General features: G+C 62.9%; 19 protein-coding genes and 1 tRNA gene. 11 read left to right on the forward strand and 9 right to left on the reverse strand.

The annotated features are described in order from the left end of the window. Nucleotides 1-53: 53 nt before the first annotated feature. From V2I08_RS15090 to V2I08_RS15100, 3 genes are read left to right on the forward strand one after another with little or no spacing between them, the layout of a single operon-like run. Nucleotides 54-821 carry a hypothetical protein gene (locus V2I08_RS15090; protein WP_349635863.1) on the forward strand — a complete coding sequence of 256 codons (768 nt, stop codon included), beginning with the start codon at nucleotides 54-56 and terminating at the stop codon, nucleotides 819-821. Nucleotides 822-830: 9 nt separating this feature from the next. Then, nucleotides 831-1754 carry a YiiX/YebB-like N1pC/P60 family cysteine hydrolase gene (locus tag V2I08_RS15095; RefSeq protein ID WP_349635864.1) on the forward strand — a complete coding sequence of 308 codons (924 nt, stop codon included), beginning with the start codon at nucleotides 831-833 and terminating at the stop codon, nucleotides 1752-1754. Further along, a complete protein-coding gene (locus V2I08_RS15100; protein ID WP_349635865.1) occupies nucleotides 1754-2107 on the forward strand; it encodes a hypothetical protein in 354 nt (117 codons plus the stop codon). Before V2I08_RS15095 ends, V2I08_RS15100 begins: the two co-directional genes overlap by 1 nt. 188 nt (nucleotides 2108-2295) lie before the next feature. Here the strand turns inward: V2I08_RS15100 and V2I08_RS15105 are convergent, their stop codons facing one another. Next, nucleotides 2296-4161 carry a reverse transcriptase/maturase family protein gene (locus V2I08_RS15105; RefSeq protein WP_066609255.1) on the reverse strand — a complete coding sequence of 622 codons (1866 nt, stop codon included), beginning with the start codon at nucleotides 4159-4161 and terminating at the stop codon, nucleotides 2296-2298. Nucleotides 4162-5393: 1232 nt separating this feature from the next. Here V2I08_RS15105 and V2I08_RS15110 point away from each other — a divergent pair. Then, nucleotides 5394-5879, forward strand: coding sequence for a DUF736 domain-containing protein (locus V2I08_RS15110; RefSeq protein ID WP_349635867.1), 486 nt, complete (start codon nucleotides 5394-5396; stop codon nucleotides 5877-5879). Nucleotides 5880-5959: 80 nt separating this feature from the next. Further along, on the forward strand, nucleotides 5960-6973 hold the full coding sequence (locus V2I08_RS15115) for a DUF2493 domain-containing protein (protein WP_349635868.1): 1014 nt from the start codon (nucleotides 5960-5962) through the stop codon (nucleotides 6971-6973). A 151-nt stretch (nucleotides 6974-7124) separates the two neighbouring features. Here V2I08_RS15115 and V2I08_RS15120 read toward each other — a convergent pair whose 3' ends face one another. Continuing rightward, nucleotides 7125-7481: a hypothetical protein gene (locus V2I08_RS15120; RefSeq protein WP_349635869.1), complete on the reverse strand. Its 357-nt coding sequence runs from the start codon at nucleotides 7479-7481 to the stop codon at nucleotides 7125-7127. Between the two features lie 464 nt (nucleotides 7482-7945). Here V2I08_RS15120 and V2I08_RS15125 point away from each other — a divergent pair, with 464 nt between their 5' ends. From V2I08_RS15125 to V2I08_RS15145, 5 genes are all read left to right on the forward strand, one after another. Then, nucleotides 7946-8248: a hypothetical protein gene (locus tag V2I08_RS15125; RefSeq protein ID WP_043149881.1), complete on the forward strand. Its 303-nt coding sequence runs from the start codon at nucleotides 7946-7948 to the stop codon at nucleotides 8246-8248. Continuing rightward, nucleotides 8245-10290, forward strand: coding sequence for a type IV secretion system DNA-binding domain-containing protein (locus tag V2I08_RS15130; RefSeq protein WP_349635870.1), 2046 nt, complete (start codon nucleotides 8245-8247; stop codon nucleotides 10288-10290). Before V2I08_RS15125 ends, V2I08_RS15130 begins: the two co-directional genes overlap by 4 nt. Beyond that, nucleotides 10287-13262: a MobF family relaxase gene (mobF, locus tag V2I08_RS15135; RefSeq protein ID WP_349635871.1), complete on the forward strand. Its 2976-nt coding sequence runs from the start codon at nucleotides 10287-10289 to the stop codon at nucleotides 13260-13262. The genes V2I08_RS15130 and mobF overlap by 4 nt, the downstream gene beginning before the upstream one ends. Next, nucleotides 13252-13800 (forward strand): restriction endonuclease, encoded by a 549-nt coding sequence (locus tag V2I08_RS15140; RefSeq protein WP_043149883.1) that lies wholly within the window; start codon nucleotides 13252-13254, stop codon nucleotides 13798-13800. The genes mobF and V2I08_RS15140 overlap by 11 nt, the downstream gene beginning before the upstream one ends. 666 nt (nucleotides 13801-14466) lie before the next feature. Further along, a complete protein-coding gene (locus V2I08_RS15145; RefSeq protein ID WP_268747147.1) occupies nucleotides 14467-14598 on the forward strand; it encodes a helix-turn-helix domain-containing protein in 132 nt (43 codons plus the stop codon). Nucleotides 14599-14757: 159 nt separating this feature from the next. On the opposite strand, the gene V2I08_RS15150 is transcribed toward V2I08_RS15145, so the two are convergent. From V2I08_RS15150 to V2I08_RS15175, 6 genes are all read right to left on the reverse strand, one after another. After that, nucleotides 14758-14833: transfer RNA gene (locus V2I08_RS15150), tRNA-Lys, on the reverse strand. 134 nt (nucleotides 14834-14967) lie between these two features. After that, nucleotides 14968-16080 carry a rod shape-determining protein RodA gene (rodA, locus tag V2I08_RS15155; RefSeq protein ID WP_349635872.1) on the reverse strand — a complete coding sequence of 371 codons (1113 nt, stop codon included), beginning with the start codon at nucleotides 16078-16080 and terminating at the stop codon, nucleotides 14968-14970. Beyond that, a complete protein-coding gene (mrdA, locus tag V2I08_RS15160) occupies nucleotides 16077-18116 on the reverse strand; it encodes a penicillin-binding protein 2 (protein WP_349635873.1) in 2040 nt (679 codons plus the stop codon). The genes rodA and mrdA overlap by 4 nt, the downstream gene beginning before the upstream one ends. Further along, nucleotides 18113-18640, reverse strand: coding sequence for a rod shape-determining protein MreD (gene mreD / locus V2I08_RS15165; protein WP_310222990.1), 528 nt, complete (start codon nucleotides 18638-18640; stop codon nucleotides 18113-18115). Before mreD ends, mrdA begins: the two co-directional genes overlap by 4 nt. After that, the gene (gene mreC, locus V2I08_RS15170) at nucleotides 18637-19554 is read right to left on the reverse strand and encodes a rod shape-determining protein MreC (RefSeq protein ID WP_349635874.1); all 918 of its coding nucleotides are present in this window, start codon (nucleotides 19552-19554) and stop codon (nucleotides 18637-18639) included. The genes mreD and mreC overlap by 4 nt, the downstream gene beginning before the upstream one ends. 30 nt (nucleotides 19555-19584) lie before the next feature. Beyond that, nucleotides 19585-20631 (reverse strand): rod shape-determining protein, encoded by a 1047-nt coding sequence (locus tag V2I08_RS15175; protein ID WP_310222986.1) that lies wholly within the window; start codon nucleotides 20629-20631, stop codon nucleotides 19585-19587. Nucleotides 20632-20791: 160 nt separating this feature from the next. Between V2I08_RS15175 and mutL the strand changes: the two genes are divergently transcribed. After that, nucleotides 20792-22576 carry a DNA mismatch repair endonuclease MutL gene (mutL, locus tag V2I08_RS15180; RefSeq protein ID WP_349635875.1) on the forward strand — a complete coding sequence of 595 codons (1785 nt, stop codon included), beginning with the start codon at nucleotides 20792-20794 and terminating at the stop codon, nucleotides 22574-22576. 37 nt (nucleotides 22577-22613) lie between these two features. Here the strand turns inward: mutL and V2I08_RS15185 are convergent, their stop codons facing one another. After that, nucleotides 22614-23078, reverse strand: a complete 465-nt coding sequence (locus V2I08_RS15185) for a MaoC family dehydratase (protein WP_349635882.1) — start codon at nucleotides 23076-23078, stop codon at nucleotides 22614-22616. Between the last annotated feature and the right edge of the window lie 7 nt (nucleotides 23079-23085).

The following is a 23085-nucleotide window of genomic DNA, read 5'->3' on the forward strand; positions in this document are numbered from 1 at the left end:
GCCCGATGGGAGACCGCAATATGTAGCACGCAGCAGAAGGCAGGACGAGCCGGATGACCACCGAACGAGGCGCGCCTGTCGAACCCCGGCCGATTGAAGATGGAAGACGCTGGTCGATCTGGATCGACGTTGAAGGCTTCAGCACGCTCTGGGAGCGTGGGCACAAAGCCGTGTTGGGCCTGAGCGCCCTCATGGAGGGCATCTACAGCCTCGGAACCCGGCTCTACCGCGATGACGGCGACCGCCTCTTCGCCCACCAGTTCGGAGACGGCTTCATCATCGTCGCCGACTTCCACGAGCCCCAGCTCGATCGCTGCGCCGCCATCGCCGTTGCGCTCATGCGCCACATCTCTCGTGCCGGATGTCTCGCCCGCGCTGCCATAGCCGAAGGGGAATTCGCCGACATCTCGGGGCTGTGGCCCAAGGTGATCCGGGAGGCCATCGCGCGCGACGGGTCGGACGATTGCGTGTCGCTCGGAAGCGGCCTCATGACGCTGTTGCCCGTCATGGGAACCGCGCTGATCGCCGCCAACAAGCTCGATGCGAGGAACCCCAATAAAGGATCGATCCTCACCGTCGCGACCTCGGACAGCGCGCGGATCTCCCCCAGCTTTCCGAGCCGCACCGTCGATGGCCACGCCGCCCTCACGATCCTCGATTGGGTGCATGCGGAGCATGCCCATATCGACCGCATATGGTCCTGCGCCGGCGTTGGCGGATCGTCCGCGGACGCCGAGCGCGCGATCCGCGACTATATCGATTCCGAAGAGCCGCCAACGCTATGGATCCGGGGAACCCTCGACTCCACCAATCTCAGCTAACGGTGCCCCATGCCTGACGAACCGACCCGCCGCATCAAGGTCGAACTGCTCATGCCGGGCGACATCATTCTCACCGCGTCCCGCGGCAAGGTGAGCAAGGCCATCCGCCTCGCCACCAAGGGGCAGGTGTCCCATGCCATGATCTGCGTCCAGCATGGCTCGATCATCGACTCGACCGATGACGGCGTGCAGGCGCACAATATCCAGCGCGAGCTTTACGGGCCGGACGATCATGTCACCGTGCTCCGACTTCGCTTGCCCCCGAGCGACCTTCAGCTTGGCACCATCATCGATTTCGCGCGCGCCGAAATCGGGACACGCTACTCCAGGAGCGAAGCGGTGCGATCGGTCCTGAGCGGTCCCAAGCCAAGGACACGGCAACTCTTCTGTTCGCGCCTTGTCGCCCGGGCGTTCGCCAGCGCGGGCATCCACCTCGTGGCCGACGCCGACTATTGCACGCCCGAGCAGATCCGATGCAGTCCGCTTCTCGCCGAGCTTCCGGTCATGACCGAGGTGGTGTCATCAGCCGAGCTGGCGGCGTGGGCCAAGCGCCCGAACCCGATCGCCGACATGCAGGAGGTCCAGAACCGCATATTGACCGCCGCGCGGCGGCTCGATCCATCGGTCGAGAACTTCAGCGACCTCGACCAGCTTGTGCAAGACCATCCGGAATGGGACGAGGAGATCGCCCGTCTCTATCGGGAGAGCGGCTATCTCGACCTTTGGCGAGCCGACTTCGCGATCAACCCGTGGCATTATGATCTCGACCATATGGAGGAGAGCGCCGGACCTCACCCCGATCAGGGCCTCCTCGAATATTGCATCAGCACGTTCGGGAATTCCACACCGGTGGCCTGCGCTTCGCCGTCAATCTCCTTCACTACCAGCGGGCTCTGGAGGCGAACCGCCGGAAGACCACTGCGCAACTCGTAATGCTCTACCAACAGCTCGTGGTGAACGACCAGACACGGCGCGACGTTGCTCTCGCCTGGCTGAAGCGGCACCACCCCGAGGAAGCCGCTCGCCATCTGCAGCGCATTCCGCCGCACTCGGACCTGTGGTTCTCGATCGTGGACCGCGTGGAGCCCCGGCTTGGCGCCATCGCGCGCATCTCCATCCAGCGTATGGGGTCACCGGATGTCTGTTCGGCATGCGGCGATCCGGCCGACGACTATCGCCTTGTGAACGCAGCGGAAGCGATGCCCGGTGTGCCGTCGCTCAGGCTTTGCAGCGATTGTGTGGGAATTCGACGCGGCGGTGGCGAAATCCTTGAACCGATCACATGACCGCAGCGGGGTTCGCAATGGCTGACTGTCGTGGCCGGGGGTGGGCGGATGCCCGCCCGAGGCGGGCACCGGGCTCTATCTCCACATACGCTCCGACCAAGCCCCCTTGCGGGGTCTTGGTAGGGTGGGCGCGAGGCGCCTCTTTCGAGGACGCCCCAGCGCCTCCCCCCGAACCGTGCTTGCACCTTTCAATGCACACGGCTCTCCGTTCCGCTGGTCATCCGGCCACCATGATGGGCAACGTGGCATTTGTGGCACAGAACGATAGTCCTGCGCCGCCGCGCCGATTCCTTCCATGGTTTCATTTGGTCGCGCGGCTTGTCCTTCAGCCGGTTCGGGTGATGCATCTCGAACGGACCATCAGTGTCGCCGCACGCTTCGCACTCTCCAGCGCTCAGGCGTGTGGCGAGGTCGTTCGGACTCTGCGCGAGGCGAGAGCCGACCGTGATTTTATCGACAATGGGGTTATCCCATGCCTTCACGACCAGATGCTTCAACCGCCACAGCTTATGGACGCGCGGTTGACCTCGGACCATGGTGGAGACTCCATAGTCCGACCCCATCAGCAAGGATTTCTGGACGCTCGCCCTCCCTACACGTCGCCGGCAGGCTACGGTCGCCAACATGCTCCTGATGACAATAAGCTCAAGATTGTCGAGCGACCCTTTAACTCCATCGGCGATAGCATAGTAGTTGGCAAAGCCCCGGAACTCCGAACTATAGGCAACGATGATTTCCGCGACACTGGAGTCCAGGAACTGCGGACGCGCCCAGCCATTCCTCAGGTCGAGGTTGCCGAGCTTTTTGCGCCTACAGAACGCATAGACCCGATCCCGTGGCACCCACAGCTTGATATTCCCTCGCGTCGATCGGCGGAGGACGCGCCGCGTCCCGCCGCCAACCTTCTGACGCCCCGCCATGGTACCGGCGGAACGCAACGTGAAGGCGCATACATGGAAGCCAAGGAACGGCGATCCCTTCGACGCATCGCGAACCCCCGTTTTCTCCGGTGACACGGCGAGGTTGAGCCGATCAGCGAGGAAGTGCTGTATATCGGCCATGATCCTCACCGCGTCCGCCTTGCTGCCGATCACGCCGACAAGGAAGTCGTCGGCATATCGGCAATAGCGTAGGCGTCGGAAGTTCGGGTCCATGGGATCGACGGAGGGGATTTTCCGCCGTTCCTTCTGAACAGCCTTGATCCGCCCCAGAAGGGCTCGGACCTCGGCCTTATCCGCGCTTGTGGCGCGGATCGCGTCGATCTCCGTTCGGAGCGCGGCGATCTGGCGGGAACAGGCGGTGTAGGCAGGGTTTGCCTTCCGCTCCGCGCCCTTGTCGAAGCCCGTCCGCATCTCTTCCATGAACTGGTCCAGCTCATGGAGATAGATATTGGCGAGCAAGGGCGAGATAACCCCGCCCTGTGGTGTGCCGCTATAGGTCCGCTCGAACTTCCAGTCGTCCATGCACCCGGCCTTGAGCATTGTCCCGATCAGACCGATGAACACAGGATCATCGATTCGCCGGGCCAAAAGGCCAAGCAGGATGTCATGGTCGATGTTGTCGAAGAACCCGCGGACATCCACTTCGATCAGCCATTTCACGCCCGTCCAGGTTTTGCGGATCTCTTCGAGAGCCGTGTGGCAGGAGTGACCCGCGCGGAACCCATGACTGTGTTTCGAGAACACAGGCTCATAGATCGCCGCGAGGATCATTCTCGCCGCCTCCTGAACGATACGATCATCCGCCGTAGGGATGCCCAATGGGCGCATTTTACCATTGCCCTTGGGGATATAGACCCGCCGCACTGGACGAGGGCGGTAACGGCCTTCCGCCACGCTTTGGACCAGACGGTCGAGCCTCGCCAGCGTCATGCCGTCGAAGGTCTGTCCGTCCACTCCCGGCGTCATCGCACCCCGATTACGGGATACTCTGTCATAGGCCCGCTCATATAGACAGCGGGACCGCATGAGGCGGTGGAGACCATTGATCCGCTTACCCGCCCGCGACAGGGCCGGAAGCTTCTCGATCCGTCTCAGGATAGTAGCGGTCTGCATCAGCAGTCCCTTTCCGTTGATCCGTCGAGTTACGCAGAACTGCCGTCCTTCACCCAGAAGCAGCGGATTTCGCGCGGATCACTCCTGCTTATACCGCTGTCCCGTCCGCCACACGGCGGCTGTCCCGGCCATTACGCCGGGCGTTCGATTACTATGACGGCTCCGTCGCCATGCAGGTCCGGCAAGCCGTCCTGTTTAGACGATCCCGTAGTTACGCGAGTGAGGAGTCGCGGTGTGTTTAGGTGCCCCATTCGTTTCCTTGGTCCCCTGACGGGGGCCACGCCGGGCGGACTGGCAGCGATTCACAGGGCCACGCTCCTCGCTCCGCCCGGGATGGTGTGTCAGCCGCGTTCACCATCACCAACCTCGTAATCGTTGGAAACTGGGATTCAAACAATACAGTCTTCACCATGCACACCTTGCCTGTTGGTCAACCACCGGACTGCGGCGCCCAGTTTCGATCCGTTCCCCGACATGCTCTGGTCCCGTTCCCCTTTCGGAGTCTCAGCCGGTTCATCACCAGCCCCGGTAAGTCGGTCAGGCACAAGCTACGCCAGTAAGCTTAGTTCATACGAACACTCCTTCTTCTTCGCGCCACAACGGCGCACTCCGCTTCGCGGTAACGATCCCTTCCGCGGGTGTGCCCGGCAGGTGAGGCGCTTCCTTCCAGACTGGAGAGTCCAGCCGCACGACCACCGCAATGCAGGCTTCGCCTAAGGAATCGCGCTAGTCGCGCGATGCGGATCGTGGAGCCAGCCCGATCGCATCACACCCTTCGCCGCCCTCGCAGGATCCGTGCGTTGCAGGGCGGGTTTCGTCCGCAAGAATTGCGTCGGGACAAAGCTACGCTAGGCGAAAAGGGGCCGGCGATGTTTGTCTGTTTTCAACAGAAGCGCCGGCCCCTTTTCGCCAAGCTTCGCTAGAGCCCCTCCCGTGCTTCTTGCGGACAAGAGCCCCGCCCTGCGCCTTCGGACCTGCGAGGGCGGCTCCGGGTGCGATGACGATCGAGCCGGCCCACGCTCCCTTTCCATTCAAGCGGAACCGACCGCTGCGCGGCCGGTGCGTCTTCGTCATTTGTGGGCCGCTGACGCGGCCGTCTGTGCTCGGGCTCACCAGGCACGATGAAAATCTGTCAATAAATCAATAACATGGAAGTAATGGAGGGGAGGGAGTAGGGTTTGGATGCGGCCGGGAAAGAAAAATGGCCCGCACCCAAGAGAAAGGATGAAGTCATGAAGATCGGTAGCTTCAAATTCGACGAGCGCGCCAGCGACATTATCGGCAAGATCGCCACCCGCGAGATGCGCTTTCCCTACCTCATCATGCGCCGTGTCGAGGATCGACAGAGCGACAGCGCCCCCGTCTATGAAATCTACGAGACGAACCGCGCTGGCGACGAAATCCAGATCGGTGTCGTCTGGGAACGCCGCATGAAGTCCAATGACGAGGTGTTCCTGTCCGGCATGGTCGACGATCCCAGCTTCCGCGAGCCGCTCCCCATCGCCCTTTTCGGGGACGAGACGAACGGCTTCGATGTCCAGTGGCGGCGCGACCGCGAGGCACAGGGCGGCGGCTTTGGCGGACGCTCCGGCGGCGGCCAGCGACAGGGCGGTTTCGGCGGACGGTCGGGCGGCGGCTTCTCCGGCGGCAGCACCGCAGGCCCCGGCGGCGAATATACCGGGAACGGGCGCGGCCTTGACGATGAGGTGCCCTTCTAAGCGGCATCAAAGGCGGGCCGGGGGAGCGCTGGAACGCTTCCCCGGACCCTGAACCGTCACCCTCACAAGGAGTGCATCCCATGAGCAAGCCAACGGCCTTGCGCAGCGTTAGCAGCTTTGCCGACCTGCCGGAACTCTATGCCGAACTCACCGCTACGCCAGATTTCGTGGCATCGTTCGGCGATCCCTTGCCCCTCACCATCATCGACGCGGGCGAAGACCCTGCCGAACACACCATGCCCGATCCGCTCGCGGCGCAGGCGGAATGCGGGGGCATCGTCGCCGCCATTTTCGACCTGCTAGGCGATACGCGGCTCGACCCGCTCGCGCCCGAACTCGCATGGGGCTTCGTCAACAGCTTCCACTTTGTCGCGGGCAAACTCGAAGGCCGCGAGGACAGGCTGGCCGACACCATCCGCGACATGGCCCGCCGTCTGGAACCGGGCGAGGTGTTCAACAAGGAACTGGAAGACACCCAGCTTGAATGCCAGTCGGTCGCCGAGCAGCGCGCCGCCATGGAAGCCATGCGCGACTATGCCGCCGCGATGTATCGCGCCTATGCCGGTCGCCCATGGTCCCCGGCTCGGGGATCGCGCGCGTCCCATGTCACCACCGCCAGCCAGATTTCCGCGCTCGACTTCCTGCGCGCACGATCCGAGCGGCGGCGCGATCGCTACGACCCGCAAGGCCCCGTCGTCGTCGTTTCCGGCCCGCAGGACTGGCACGACTGGCGCGTCATCTGGAACAGGCTCGACCAGATCAGGGCGCGCATCCCGCACATGGTGCTTGTCACCACCGGGCAGCGCGCCGGTGTGGACGCCGCCGCCGCCGCATGGGCAGCGCAGCGCGGTGCCGTCTGTATCGCGTTCGGCCTCTATGGACGCGGCAAGGGCAAGGGCTTCAAGCGCAACCGCGACATTGCCGAGCTTATGCCGGTCGAGGCGCTGCTGTGCGAAGGTTCCGGCATCCAGTCGAGCCTCTATGACCTGCTCAACCCGGAACAGGGGCACCGCGTGCCCACGCATGTTTTCATGAGGACCGATCAGGAACCCGATGTGCCGATCAAGCGCAAGCGCCGCGTCATAGCGGCCTGATCGGACGAACACCCAACGAGAGGGACCGGCGCGGCACACCGCAGCCGGTCCCTTGTCGTGCTTGTCGCACGAGCGGGGGAAACCCGAACGGTTTCCCCCGCGTCGCTCCTTTTGCCGGGCGTTCCGCCCGCCAACGTCGCTCCCCTTTCCGCTAAGGCTGCACCGTCGCATGGCTCGCTCCTCCGGCCTCCGATCCGGGCGGCAGCGCAGCGCCGGGATTCCCCCGCGCGGCGGCACCAGTCTTGACCGGCAAACCCCGTGCGGGCGGATCATCGGACGCGGCCGGGAGCGCCTTCAAGGCTGCCAGCGCGGCACCTCCACCCACCCGGATCGCTTGGCCGAGCACATCGCGAAACTCGCGCTCGCTCAGTCTCTCCACGGCAATCTCGGTCGCGACCTTTCCATATTGCGCGCGCAATCCGCGCCGCACCGTCTCAGCTTCTTGCGCGAGGTTGCGCTGGTCGGCCTCGATCTTCGCGAGCCGTTCCCGTTCCGTCATCTTGGGCATGTTTGGACTCCTTCTAAGAAGGAGGTCTGCTCGCCACTCCCGACTATCCACCAAGGAGCTTTCGCTTGCAACGCCTTCCCGCCGATAGCGAAACCGATCAAGCACTGCTCCCCTGACAGGGATACCCGCGCCGATCAGGATCGACGGGCGCAGCGGGCAAGCGCGCTGCGGGCGAGGGACGCACGCCGGAGGCGGGTGTAATGCACCCCACGCACGGGTGCTGCGGGTGCGAATCGCCCGCATTTCCGCTATTTCCGGCCGGCACAGGATGGCGGCCAATTTGGCACTGATCGGCTGCCACCGGCAGCCAGGCCATGGGAACAACTGACCTAAGCGATTGATCTGCCTTGGCACTTAATGGCTGCCACCGGCAGTTTTGATAAACTGTTGAGATCACGGCGTAAATCGAGTATAACAGCCTCGCTTCACCACGTTGCTGGCGTGCCGGACAAGGAGTCCGCCGCTTGGCACGCATTACTATCCGCATAGACGATGACCTCTATGCGCGCCTTACTGTCCAGGCGCGCAATGCCGGTCTCGGGGCAGCGACCTATTGTCGCGACATCCTCGAACGCTTCGAAGGAAGCGACCCTTCGGGTTATCACGCTCGCTTCGACGAGCTTCATGCGACGGCCATCCAGGCCTTCGCCATCCTTGCCACGTCGGTAGGCGAACGATCGCCTGACATCCTCCAGAAGGGCCTGGGCGAAGCGCGCCGGCTCCTCCGCGAAAGGGGACTGCTCGATCCCGAGCAGGATCGGCCATGAGCATCTTCCGCCACGACACGCTCGGCTCCTGGACTCGGGGCGGACAGGCGATCGTCCATAACGTCCGGATGACTACCCAGGTCTTCTACCAGACCGTCCTTGCAGGGCTCGTTATCTGGATCGGCGGCACCATCTGGTATGCGCTCGAGAAGTCATCCGAATATGAGCGCTTCGTCCTTCTGAAGCTCGGCCAGGCCGCCTTCATGGGAGACGCCGTTCCAGGCAACGTCACTCCAATTCTGTTCAAGACTCCTGAGGGTAAGCAGTACTGGACCAGCCCCAAGGCACTTCTGGATTCCGGTCTCGCCAATAAGACGCTTGCCGCCTTCGAGACCTACCTGATCCACGGCGCCGCCCTTGCCGGTCTGTTCGCCCTCGCCATGCTGGCGTGGGCCTGGTTCTATTTCACCCGGACGGGAAGGGGGCTCGGCTCCAACCAGTTCCTGCGCGGGGCGCGATTCGGCACGGTGCGGCAGGTCCGCCGGGCGCTTTGGCGTCACGCCAAGGGCAGCTTCGAGATCGGCGGCGTCAATGTGCCCGACGCCTTCGAGCCCGAGCACATCCTGATCTGCGGCGCTCCCGGCACGGGGAAAACCAACATCATCGTCAAGATGCTCGACGGCATCCGGAAGCGGAAGCGCCGCGCCATCGTCTATGACACGGCCGGCACCTTCGTGGAGAAATTCTATCGTCCCGGGATCGACGTGCTGCTCAATCCGCTCGACGCCAGGGCGGACTGCTGGTCACCCTGGGTCGATGTCCCGCGGGACTATCATTACGACCAGATCGCCGAGTCCACGATACCCGACAAGGCTGGCGACCCCTTCTGGGCGAAGGCTGCGCGCGGCACGCTAGTCGCCGTCCTGCGGAAGCTTGCGCGTCAGGAACGCACCCTTGTGTCGATCCTGCTCGATACGCTGCTGCGCTCCAAATTGAAGGACCTCGCCGCCTTTGCCGCCGGTACCGATGCGGCTGCATTCATCTCGACCGAGGGCGAGCGGACCAGTGCCGGAATCCAGGCCGAGCTCGCCTCCGTCATGCGGAGCTTCTCCTATCTCGACGATACCGCCGATGGGTTCTCGATCCGCGACTGGGTTGCCAACGAAAGGGACGACAGCTGGCTCTTCATCACGGTGAAGGCGGATCAGCTTCCCTCGCTCCGCCCCCTGATCACGGTGTGGCTCGACATCGCCATCAGCGCGATCATGAGTATGACGCCCGATCGCAATCGACGCCTTTATTGCGTCATCGACGAGCTACCGACCCTCCAGCGTCTGCCGTCGCTGGGGGACTTCCTCGCCCGCGCCCGGAAATATGGCGGCTGCGGTATCCTCGGCTTCCAGAGCTATCCTCAGCTCGAGGCAACCTACGGCATCCAGGATGCCGCAGCGATCACCGGGTATTGTTCGACCTGGGTAGCGCTCAGGGCAAACGACACCCCGACGGCGAAGCATGTCAGCGAGAACCTCGGCCAGGTCGAACAGGTCGAAGCCAATGAGGGCATGTCCTACGGCGTGAACGATATGCGCGACGGCGTGAACCTCTCGCGCATGCAGGTGACGCGACCACTGGTAATGCATACCGAGGTCACCAATCTGCCAAACCTGATGGGCTATCTGCGGTTTGGGCGTAACCTTCCCGTGGTCCGGTTCGAGGACGGCTATAACAAGGTCGTTTCTGTCGCCGAGGCATTCGAGGAGCGCGGGACGCCACCCATACGATTGGCCGTTACGGTTCCGCCGATGCCCCCAACTCCGGCGACGCCAGCGGAGCAGGCAAAGCCGAAGACAGGTACTACAAAACGGCGCCGGCCCGAACCCAAAGCCCCCAAAGCCGAACTGCCTCTGACACCTCCGCCGGGGGAAGAGGAGGCGCCGGACGACACCTCAAGGGCCGAACCCGCGCCCCCGTCCGATCCGCACCGGGGGGAGGAGCCTGCATCCTCTACGCCGCCACTTGAATTGTTCGGCAAGCCCGCGGGATTTCGCCTGAGTCAGCACGGCCGCCATGGCGGCGCCCGCAACGCGGCGAGGCCGGCATGATCAACCCGATCCGCCTCAAGGGGAAGCCCGCCAACATCGCCAGATATTACACTGTGGGAGACTATTATACGAAAGGCACCGACGAGCATTCCGAATGGGGTGGCAAGGTTGCCGCCGAACTCGGCCTCGAAGGCAAGGTCGATCCAGCCGTTTTCAAGGAATTGCTAGCCGGCAACGTTGACGACCAGCAACTGGGGCGCCGCCGCTCAAACGGCGAAATTCAGCATCATCCCGGCTGGGACTTCGCGGTCAACGCGCCCAAGTCCGTGTCGATCATGGCGCTTGTGGCCGGCGATGACCGGATTGTCCAGGCGCATGAAGAGGCGGTCGGCGTCGCGCTCTCCTATCTCGAGGAGCACGCAACGATGCGCCACCGCGTCAACGGTGAGGTCACCGAGAAAACGACCGGGCGGCTGATCTACGCGCGCTTCACGGAGCATGCGTCGCGCGAGCTTGACCCTCATCTCCATACCCATGTCGTCGTCATGAACATCACCGACGAGCGTGACGGCTCCCTGAAGGTCAGCCTCGAAACGCGAGTGATGTTTGCCGAGCAGATGGCTGCGGGACAGATCTATCGGAACGAACTGGCGCACCTCCTCAAGGAGCTTGGCTATGAAGTCGAGTTCGATCCCCGGCGCGGCCTCTTCGAAATCAAGGGCGTCCGCAAGGATTTGATCACCGACATGTCCCAGCGCGCCGAGCAGATCGACGCGCACGCGAAGGAACATGGCCTGACCGGGCAGGCGGCGCGGCAACAGGCCTTCTACCTCACGCGCGGTCCCAAGCAGAAGGTGTCGCTGGAAGACCTGCATCAGAAATGGGATGTCCGGCTTGGTCTCCATGCCGAGGCGGTAAAAAAGACCAGGACGACCGCAGAGGAGGTCGGGGAGCGCAAGCTCGACGTCGAACCTCAAACGGCGGCGCGAGCGATGCTGTTCGGTATCCGACAATCCGAGGGCAAGGAGGCGGTCAACAACCTCGGACGGTTACTGCAGACGGCTTTAGCCTCCCATGTGGGCGAGGTTCGACTCTCCGACATCCGCCCCGTCGCGGAGGAACATCAGGCGCGCGCGAAATTGTTGGAGACCCGGCATCGCACTGGTGACGAAATCCATACGCGCGGACGCACTACCCGAAAGACGGCCCGCCTGGAGCTGGCCTTGTCGGATCATCTTGCGCTTGCCCTCAATGATGCGCGGCCCCTCGCGACGGTCGAAGCCCTCCGTGACGCCGGCATCGCCCGCAATCTCAAGCCCGAGCAAAGAACGGCGCTTCTGCATGTAGGAACTACCCACCACAGGGTTGTCGCCGTGCACGGCGTTGCCGGCTCCGGCAAATCGACGATTATAGGCGCATTGCGCGAGGCGGTCGGGGAAGACGCGACCCTGATCGCACTCGCTCCCACCTCGTCGGCGGCCGCTGAGCTGGGTCAAAAGGCCAATATCGAGTCGCGCACCGTCGCAAGTCTGCTTGCCACCGGCGGAGCAAAGCTCGGCGACAGCCATGTCCTGGTGATTGACGAGGCTGGCCAGCTTGGCAACCGCCAAGCGACCCGGCTGCTCGATATCAGCCGAACCACCGGAGCCCGCCTCATCCTGCTTGGAGACACGCGGCAAACGGGAGCGATCGAGCAGGGCAAGCCCTTCTGGCTGATGATGCGCTTGGGAATGCCAACGGCGGAGCTGAAGGATCCAGTCCGTCAGCAGGACGAGAGGATCATGCAGGCCGTCCGGCTGGCCCGTCTCCAGAACTATGAGGGCTCCCTAAAGGCGCTTGAGGCCGTAACAACCGGAGAGAACACCGAGAAGCTTGCGGAGTGGCTGGTCGCCGACTGGACAAGGCTCAGTCCCGAACAGCGCGCGAAGACCAATATCCTCGTGCTCGATAACGCGAGCCGTCTGATCGTCAACACCAAGGTCCGTGAGACGCTGAAGACCGAAGGCGCCATCGCGGCCGAAGAAGCCCGGCTTTCGATCCTTTCGCCCTCGGGGATGACCGACCAGGAGAAACATTTCGCGCGTTTCTATTCCCGGGGTCAGGTCGTGGTGTTCTCCCGCGACAATGCCAACCTCGGGATCGCCCGCGACGCAGAATACAAGGTGATCGGCATCGGACGCGACGCGCGTGGGCGCCAGACAATCGTCCTGATGGATGAGAATGGCCGGACCATCCAGTGGGACCCTCGCCTGGGTCGGGCCTCCCAGATCAATGTGTTCAGGGAAGAGAATCGCGAACTTGCCGCCGGCGACCGGATCCAGTGGCGTCTGGCTAACCGGGACCTCGACCTCAAGAATGCCGAGCGCGGCACCGTGGAGCGCCTCGACGGCACGCTCGCCACGATTCGTTGGGATCGGGACGGCAGGATCCAGGAGATCGACCTGTCCCGGCACAAGAACTGGGACCATGGCTATGGCGAAACCGTTTATTCCGCGCAGTCCAAGACTTACGATCGGGTCTATGTTCTCGCTCCGGTGAACTCACCGCTGGTCACCGGCCAGAATTACTACACGGCCATCACCCGCGCGAGGTTTGGCGCGAAGCTCTGGACGGAGAACCGGAGGCGGCTGGTCGAAAAGCTGAAACAGCGCTCGGGCGAAAAAACCTCCTCGCTACAGGGCTTGGGGCGGATCGAACGGGACAGTGTGAAGGGCCGGTCGGCCCGCCACGCCGATCGCTGGGACAGACTCCGCGACGAACAACGCGCCGACCGCGAGGAGCGTAAGGACAAGCCGGCGGCGCAACGTGAATCTGCAGAGAGTGCAAAGCCCAGTGGCTTGGCTGAGCGCATCGCCGATCGCGCGTTGTCGGCTGCGTCCTTCATGGACCGGTGGGTCGTATCCCTACTCGACCGAAGTTCCCATCGAGGCGATGACCGGGACGATGGGCGCGCCGCCGCGACGGCGCCCCAGCCGGCTCCCGAACCTGCCCATGCTCCTTCCCAGGATCACGGAGGCGGTCATGATCGCTGATGGGGCCATATGGCTTGTTGTCGTCGGGGCTGTGCTCCTTTTCTGGTTCCTTCGTGGTTTCCGCATTCCGGTCAAACACAGATGGCGACGTCGACAGGCACGCATCATGTGCCGGCAATTGCAGGGCCGCGATCGATCCCAGCCTCCGGCAGTTGTTTTCGCCCGGTTGCGCCGCATGGATCCCTTGGCTTTCGAGGAACTGCTTCTGGAATGTTTTGAGCGTCGCGCGATCGAAGTGGTCCGAAACCAGCGCTACACCGGCGATGGAGGTATTGATGGGAAGGTAAGAATCTGCGGTTGGGTCTGGCTCGCCCAGGCAAAGCGCTACACAGATACGATACGGCCCGAACATGTTGATGCGTTCGCGCAGCTATGTGCCGCAAAGAGTATGCCGGGGCTTTTCATTCACACTGGACGAACCGGACCATCGACCCGAACGCTGCTTAATCGTCATCCTCATATCCAGATCATATCTGGTGACCAGCTTCTTGCCCTCATTCGCGATGAACCCGTCTTGGTCAGGGGGAAGCGCATATGAGACTCCCCATTTCGCGCCCTCGCTGGCGGCCGGGCCCCTATGCCTTGCCGGCGCTCGTAGCGGGCCTCGTCCTACTATCCGGTTCAGCTGTAGCGGACTCTCGTCCGGTCAGGTCTGCCACCGGGGAACGTGAGATCGCCCGATGTATTCAATTCGCGTCGGCGGGCAGATCATGGCTCGAAAAAACGCTCTGGGGTCTGCGTGATCAGGAGGCCGGATGGATCGGTGCTGAGGTTCCGAACAGCAACGGCAGTCACGATCTTGGGCCGCTACAAGTCAATAGCTTCTGGGTGCCAAGACTTGCTACGCTTTCTCAGCGTTCGCCCGCACAGGTACGTGCCTGGTTGATCAACGATCCGTGCTTCAACGTACAGGCTGCCCGGTGGATTTTCCTGTCGGGGTTGGCCGTCACGGGTGATTTTTGGCGGGCGGTTGGAGCCTATCACAGTCCAACGACCTGGCGACAACGACGCTACGCGCTTGCAGTAGCAGGGCATCTGCGACGTCGCTACGGGCCAAACACGTTCCGGGCAGTCGAGCCATGATCTTACCAACACTGATTTTCGACATCATGTCGGCAGGCAGGCATTTGTGAAAAAACTGAATATCGAGAGAATGGCCCAATCCGTAGAGCCATTGGCCGTCCGCATACCCCTTGCGGCCCAAATGTTGGGTATCGGCAAATCGACGCTATACGAGATGATTGCTTCGGGAGAGATTGAGACCATCAAGGTCGGTAGATCGACCCTCGTCCCAACCGATAGTCTGCGCGCATTCCTCGCACGGAGGCGAAAGTAGGTCGGCACAATCGAATCTCGGCTCCGTCCTTGACCATCCTCATCCACCAATGATCACCGTTCCGGTGACACCCATATGGCACCCATAGTGACACCCGGGTGTCAGGAGCCAAAATGGAAACCTGAACCTATCTCTAAGTGGTTGATTTCATTGAAAATATGGTGGACGCACTTGGGCTCGAACCAAGGACCCGCTGATTAAGAGTCAGCTGCTCTACCAACTGAGCTATGCGTCCACACCGGCATTAGACTGGCTGGATGTCCCAGTGTCCGTTGGCGTGGGCGGGCAATTAGCAGTGTCGGCTGGATTCGCAAACCCTAAATTGCGTTGCAGCGCAAAAAGTTTCAGCCCCGTGACAGCGCATCAGTCTCAGGCCCAGTTTCTATTGCTGCTACTACGTTTGTTACTGCGGTCGATGGCCATGATGATGCCGACGCACAGCATGACCGTCAGCATCGATGAGCCGCCATAGGACATGAAGGGCAGGGGAATGCCGACGACGGGTGCCAGGCCCATCACCATCATCAGATTGATCGCGACGTAGAAGAAGATGGTGGTGGTCAGTCCTGCCGCGACCAGGCGCGCGAATTTATCGGGCGTCCGCATCGCCACGCGCAGCCCCCAGCGGAACAGCAGCATGAAGGCACCGATCAGCACTATGCCGCCCGCCAGTCCCCATTCTTCCGCCATGGTGGCGAAGACGAAATCGGTATGACCTTCGGGCAGATAGTCGAGATGGCTTTGCGATCCCTGGAGAAAGCCCTTGCCCCAAATGCCGCCCGAACCGATGGCGATCTTCGACTGGCTGATATGATAGCCTGCGCCTAGCGGGTCGCTTTCGGGGGCCATGAAGATCAGGACGCGCTTTTGCTGATAGTCGTGCAGGAAGCTGAAGGCGATCGGGACGATCGCGGCAAGGGTCAGCCCGGCCCCCACGAACAGGCGCATGGGCAATCCGGCCAGGAACATGACGGTCACGCCGCCCGCCAGGATCATGGTGGCCGTGCCAAGGTCCGGTTGTATGAGTACCATCGACCAAGGCAGGCCGATCAGCACCAGCGCAGGCCATATCGCGTTCCAGCGGCGAATTTCGCCCACCGGCAGCATGGCGTAGAATTGCGCGACGGCCAGCACGATGATCGGCTTCATGAATTCGGAAGGCTGGAGTTGCATGAAGCCCAGATTGATCCAGCGCTGGCTGCCCCCCCTGACACCGCCGATCAGTTCGACGACGACCAGGGCCGCCAGCACGCAGCCATAGGCAGGAAAGGCAAAGCGCGAGAACAGCTCGACGGGAATGCGGCTCAGGACCAGCGCCATGGCCGAGAAGATGCAGAACCGCACCGTCTGGTTGACCGCCCAGGGGAAGATGTTGCCATCAGCCGCGCTGTACAGCACCAGGACGCCGAAAGTGGCGATGGCAAGGAGCAGCACCATCACGCGCCAGGGAAACTGGGTCAGGGAATGCGGGACGAGGCTCATGGCGCGTCGCTCTCGTTACCGGGTGGCGGCGAAGCGGTTGCGGTGCCATTGTCGGCATCGGCAACGTTGCTGCCGCTATCTGGGGCGGGTTTCGGAACGTCGCCCCTCTCGATGGCGCGGGCCAGGCGAAAGGCCGCCATTTGTCGCGCCTGTCGCTCAGCCGGTGTCCCGCCCCAGCCTTTTTCCAGCGCTTCAAGCTTCTCCGTCGCCTTTTTGGGATCGAACAGATAGGAAAGCGTATCGCTGGCGATCATCGGTGCGTCCTCGTTGCGGATCATATGACCGCCATGTTCGATGATGCAGGCCACGGCGTAGCGCGGATTGTCGAAGGGGGCGAAGCCCTGAAACAGGGCATGGTCGCGCAGCTTGAAGGCGAGCGATGCGTCTCGCCGGACGCCGCCCTTGCGCTCTGCCATCGTTATGCGACGGACCTGCGCCGTGCCGGTCTTGCCAGCGATCAGCACGTCGGGAATGGCCATGCGGGCCGCGCCGCCGGTGCCGCCGCCATTGACCACGGCGCTCATCGCGTCGCGGATCACGGCGAGATGCGCCTCCGACGCGCCGACCGACGCGGGGGCGGGGCGTTTTGCGCCATGGAGGAAGTTGGGCATCAATTGCTTGCCGGTCGCCAGTCGCGCCGCCATCACCGCCATCTGGAGCGGGTTTATGAGCATATAGCCTTGGCCGATGGTCGCATTGACCGTGTCATAGACCTGCCACTTCTGGCTATATTTCTTTTCCTTCCATGCCGGGTCTGGCACCGTGCCGTAGCTCTGGCTGGGGAAGGGCAGGTCGAAGCGCTGACCCATGCCGCATCGCCGGGCCATTTCCGCAATGCGATCCATCCCGATACGCTGGGCCATCTGATAGAAATAGATGTCGCAGCTTTGGGCGATGGCGGTGCGCATGTTGACGGCACCATGGCCGCGCCGTTTGTGGCAGTGAAACAAGGTGTTCCCGACCCGGATGGCACCGGCACAACCGACCGTTTCCTGCGGTCCGATGCCCGCTTCCAGCAACGCCAGCGCCACCATCGGCTTGACGGTCGATCCGGGCGGGTAAAGGCCCTGGAGCGTCTTGTTGCGCAGCGGCACATGGTCGTCCTGCGACAACATCGCCCATTCCAACTGGCTGATGCCATCGGAAAAGCTGTTGGGATCGAAACTCGGCATCGATGCCATCGCCAGCACGTCGCCATTGGCGCAGTCGATCACCACTACAGATCCGCTCTGGGTCGCGAGACGACGGCCGGCATATTCCTGCAAGCCCGCGTCGATCGTCAGCTTGACCGGGTTGCCGGGCATGTCCGGGCGCGTCGTGAGTTCGCGCACGATCTTTCCTCGCGCCGTCACCTCCACCCGCTTGGCACCCGGTTTGCCGGTCAGATGCTGATCGAATGCCTTTTCCAGCCCGTCCTTGCCGACCTTGAACCCTGGCGTGATCAGGAGGGGATCGCGCCGCTCCTTATAATCCTCCGCCGTAGCCGGGCCGACATAACCGAGCAGGTGGCCCACGGTGGAACCGGCCGGATAATAACGCGAAAAACCCTGGCTGGGCGCGACGCCGGGCAGGTCGGGCAGGCGCACGCTGACGGCGGCATATTGTTCGTAGGTCAGCTTGTCCGACACCTGAACCGGACGAAACCGCGCCGATTTGTCCAGTTCATCGCGAATGCGCTCAACCTCGTCCGAATCCAGGCTCAGCAATTGGGCCAAATGCCGGATCGTGGCGTCCGCATCGACAACGCGCTGCGGGATCAGATCCACGCGGAAATCGGTACGGTTGTTCGCAAGGGGGCGGCCATTGCGGTCTATGATCCATCCCCGGCGCGGCGGAATGAGCGTCAGATTGACCCGGTTGCTTTCCGACAGCATCGCATATTTTTCATTTTCAGCGACGCTGATCCAAGCCATGCGCGCCGCCAGCATCGCACCGAAACCGCCCTGGATGACCCCCAATACCATCGTCCGCCGGGAGAAGGTGAAGGTCTGGCTGGCTTCGGTCAGGGTCTTGCGCTTGAGCAAGGGGAGCTTCATGCCATCACGCGCCAGCGATCAATCCGGGCGCACTGCCGGACGATGAAGGGAAATAACAATATCGTCCATAGCATTTGCGGCGCGACCAACAACAACCTCACTTCACCGCCACCTGTAATCCGCGCAAAGAACAGACCCGTGGCAATGCAGAAGATAATGGCGACAGCGGCAATTAGCCAGTCCTGCCGGTAACTGCGCCATATCAGGCGATGTTCGACCGCATCAATCGCTACCAGGGTCACTGTCCAGAGAAACATGGCCGATCCGATCGGCTGGCCGCTGACCATGTCATCAAACAGGCCGAGCGGCAGGCCGATCCAGGCCCGCCACAGTTCGGGACGCAGCAACCGCCAGGACAGCAGCAGCAACAGGCCAAAGGGTGGCATGATGGGCGATTGCGCAATCAGCGGCAGCGCGGCGGACAGCGACCCGATCATCACGGTTATGACCGGCGTTCCGGCCAATCTGAACCGGGAGGGATGTTTGCCCAGGCGCGACACATGACGCAGGTGACGGTCGATCATGGCCCGGCCATGTTGCTGGGCGGGGTTTCGTCCGTCGACAGGCGCTCGGCTGCGGGGTCCGGCCGGGTCACGACATCCTCGAACGGCCGTTCGACGACCACGGCATCGACACGCGAGGGGTTGGCCAGGGGGAAGCCCCACGCGATTTCGCCTTGCACCCGAACCACCACGGCGACCGGGATATTCGGCTGATAAATGCCGCCAATGCCTGACGTGACCAGAAGGTCGCCGGGCTTGAACGGATTGCGCCCTGCCGACAGCGCGCGAATTTCCACCGACCCATCACCCGCGCCCGTGGAGATGGCGGGTACGCTGTCATTGGCCCGGCGCACCGGGACGATATTGCCGGTGTCGGTCAGCAGCAGCACTTCGGACGTGTTGGGCGTGGTGCTGTAGATGCGGCCGATCAGCCCTTCGGCGGCGCGCACCGGCATGCCCGGCTGCACGCTCTGCCAGCGCCCGGCATTGAGCCGCGCAAAGCGGCGCGCGCTACTGGACGAGGAACTGATGAGTCTGGCGGTCAAGAGGCTGCTCTGGTCCGCATCGACGAGGCGTAGCAACTTTTTGAGACGGGCATTTTCCTGGGCGATTGCCTTGGCTTCTATGATGCGATTGCGATCTGCCTCGACCTGTCGGCGCAGGGCGACATTTTGCGATCCCGCGCGCCAATAGGCTGCGAGCACCTCATCAACGGAACTGACGCCACTGACCATATTCCGCAGACCGGAGGACAAGGGGCGCGTCAGTTCGGCGGCTGCGGCACGCAGTCCGGCAAAGCCGGTGGGATCGAAAATCGCAACGACGATCAACAGCAGGGCGGCGGCAGCCCCGACAATCGCCGCGACATAGCTGGCGAACAGGCTATATTGCGCCCTTCGGTTGATGCCGGGGCGTAGGCTGGGTGGCCGCGCCATTTACGCGTCCCTTTCGCTCTGGCCTTTCGATCAGGCGGTTTGCAATACGCCCCGGAAAATCGGGTCTTCCATCGCGCGGCCGGTGCCGATCGCGACACAGGTCAGCGGATCTTCGGCAATCGTCACCGGCAGGCCGGTTTCGTCGCGCAGTTCATCGTCCAGCCCCTTGAGCAACGCACCGCCGCCGGTCAGGACGATACCCTGATCGACAATGTCGGCCGCCAGTTCGGGCGCGGTATTTTCCAGCGCGATCCGAACGCCTTCGACGATCGTACTGATCGGCTCTGCGAGCGCATCAGCGATCTGCCCCTGGTTGATCGAGATTTCCTTGGGCACGCCATTCACCAGATCGCGACCCTTGATATGGATCGTCTCGCCCACGCCATCGGCGGGCGACTGGGCGATGCCATATTGCTTCTTGATGCGCTCGGCGGTGGCTTCGCCGATCAGCAGATTATGATGACGACGGACAAAGGAGACGATCGCCTCGTCCATCTTGTCGCCACCGACACGAACGCTGGTCGTATAAGCCAGACCGCGCAGCGACAGGACTGCCACTTCGGTCGTGCCGCCACCGATATCAACGACCATGGAGCCGATCGGCTCGGTCACCGGCATGTCGGCACCGATCGCGGCGGCCATCGGTTCCTCGATCAGGAAGACCTGGCGCGCGCCTGCGTTGCTGGCGGCGTCGCGAATGGCGCGGCGCTCGACGCTGGTGGAACCCGACGGCACGCAGATGACGATCTCCGGCGCGCGCCATGGGCTGTGCTTGCCGCCATGGACCTTGGTGATGAAATGCTTGATCATCTGTTCGGCGACGTCGATGTCGGCGATGACGCCGTCGCGCAGCGGCCGGATGGCTTCGATCGAGTCCGGGGTCTTGCCCATCATCAGCTTGGCGTCGACGCCTACGGCCTTCACCCGCTTGACGCCGTTCAGCGTCTCGACCGCCACCACCGACGGTTCGTTCAGCACAATGCCGCGGCCGCGCACATAGACCACCGTATTGGCGGTGCCCAAGTCGATGGCCATATCCTGCGAGGAGAATTTGAAGAGACGCGAGAAGATCGACATGCCTTATCCTGTATCGCCCGCCGTCCCCGCGACGCGACAGGGGACCAGTCGGAAAGCTGTTCTGCTCATCCGCTACGCCACATGGCTTTTGCCCAGTGCAGTGCAAAATATTTGGCGTCGCGGGTCGCGGAAAGCGCTCGCTTGGGCTAGTCCCTAATCAATGTCAATACGCCGCCTACCCGAACATTTGGTCAATCGTATCGCTGCCGGTGAGGTGGTCGAAAGACCCGCCAGCGCGCTGAAGGAAATCGTCGAAAACGCTTTGGATGCGGGGGCGACTCGGCTCGCCATCCGTCTGTCGGGCGGAGGGCTGGACCGGATCGAGGTGAGCGATGATGGCTGCGGCATGGATTCGGCGGACATGGCGCTGGCGCTCGAACGGCATGCCACGTCGAAGATGCCGGATGACGATGCCATTGAAAATGTGGCGACTCTGGGTTTTCGCGGCGAGGCGCTGCCTTCTATCGCCAGCGTCGCACGGTTGACCATTGACAGCCGGGTAGCGGGTGCGGATGGGTGGAGCCGGACCGTGGACAATGGCCAGCTAGTGGCCGAAGGTCCGGCGGCGTTGCCCCCTGGCACCCGCGTCATCGTGGAACAGCTTTTCGCCAAAGTGCCTGCCCGGCGTAAGTTTCTGCGTTCGCCCAAGGCGGAATATGCCGCCTGCCTCGACATCGTCCGCCGTCTCGCAATGGCACATCCCGCCGTCGCCTTCGCGTTGGAACATGATGGTCGCCGGGTGCTGGGCGTGCAGGCGGGCGAGGCGCGGGAGGAGCGGGTGGCTGCGCTCACTGATCGGGCGCTGGCGGATAATCATGTGATTGTCAGTTTGGAGCGCGAAGGCGTGCGCCTGTCGGGCGTTGCCTCCATACCCACCTATAATCGGGGGGTGGGCGACCATCAATATCTGTTCGTGAATGGTCGGCCGGTGAAGGACCGGCTGCTGATTGGGGCGCTGCGGGGTGCTTATGCCGACATGCTGGCTCGCGACCGGCATCCGGTCGTTGCCCTGTTCCTCGACGTGCCGCCGCTCGATGTGGACGTCAATGTCCATCCGGCCAAGACAGAGGTGCGCTTCCGCGATCCCACGATGATCCGAGGGATGATCGTGTCCGGCCTGCGCCGCGCGTTGGATGCGGAGGGTTTTCGCGCGGTCCAGAATGCTGATCCCGCCGCATTGTCCGCTTGGCGCGCCGAGCCGGTCTCGCCGACGCCGATCGGCACCATGCCGATCTTCGAGGCAGCGTCGGTCAGCTATAATCCATTGGCTTCGTCGTCTTTCGGCGACCGGCGGTCGAATTTTCTGACCCCGCCACCCCAGGCCCGCGCCGAACCCGCCGCCGCTCCGGCACCCGAAGGTCAAAGCTTTCCGCTGGGCGTTGCGCGCGGGCAGGTGGCGCGCACCTACATCGTGGCAGAGGCAGAAGACGGTCTCGTCATTGTCGATCAGCATGCCGCGCATGAACGGTTGACGCTGGAACGGATGCGCCGGGCGATGGAGGGGCAGGGGGTTGCCAGCCAAGCGCTGTTGCTGCCCGAAGTCGTTGAACTGGAAGAACCCGCCTGCGACCGTCTGGAAGCCCGCGTGGCGGAACTGCGCGACTTCGGGCTGGAACTGGAACGTTTCGGCCCCTCCGCCATGCTGGTCCGCGCGGTGCCTGCGATGCTTGGCCAGTCGGACGTGCAGGGTTTGGTCACTGACCTGGCCGACGACCTCGCCGCCTATGACAGTGCTCTGTCTCTGAAAGAACGGCTCGACCTCGTCGCCGCGACCATGGCCTGCCACGGATCGGTCCGCGCAGGCCGCGTGCTGAGCGTTGCGGAAATGAACGCGCTGCTTCGGGAGATGGAAGTGACGCCGCGGTCAGGCCAGTGCAACCATGGGCGACCGACTTGGGTGAAGTTGGGCCATGGCGATATTGAGAAGCTGTTTGGGCGGAAGTGATCCGAATCCGCCGACCAGATAACAACCAACGCTCAGATTATTTCGGCCGCGTCCGCCACATTGCGATCGGGATCATCGTCAATACCGGCTGGTCTTCCTGATTGAGGATCGTCACCTTGCTACGCACGATCCCCATTTCCGGGCGGCTTTGCGAGGCTTTCTTGTCGATGACTTCGCTTGTCCCGCGCAGCGTGTCGCCGGGGCGCAGCGGGCGGAGCCAGCGCAGTTCATCGACGCCGATCGCGCCCAGGCTCGCTGCCTGACGCGCCGGATTTTTCTGCATCTCCGCCACGAACATCTTCATGAAAAGGGCGGTGGTATGCCATCCGCTGGCTGATATGGTGCCAAAGTGGGTGGTCGCGGCCGCTTCGTCCGAAAGATGAAAAGGCTGCGGGTCGAATTCGGCGGCGAAGGCGATCGTTTCCTCGCGGCTGACCGTCAACGGACCGAAGGCGAAGCTGTCGCCAACCTCTATGTCCTCGAAATAGAGAATGTCATCCATCGCCATA

It is taken from the genome of Sphingobium sp. MK2, assembly GCF_040170545.1.
Lineage (GTDB): Bacteria > Pseudomonadota > Alphaproteobacteria > Sphingomonadales > Sphingomonadaceae > Sphingobium.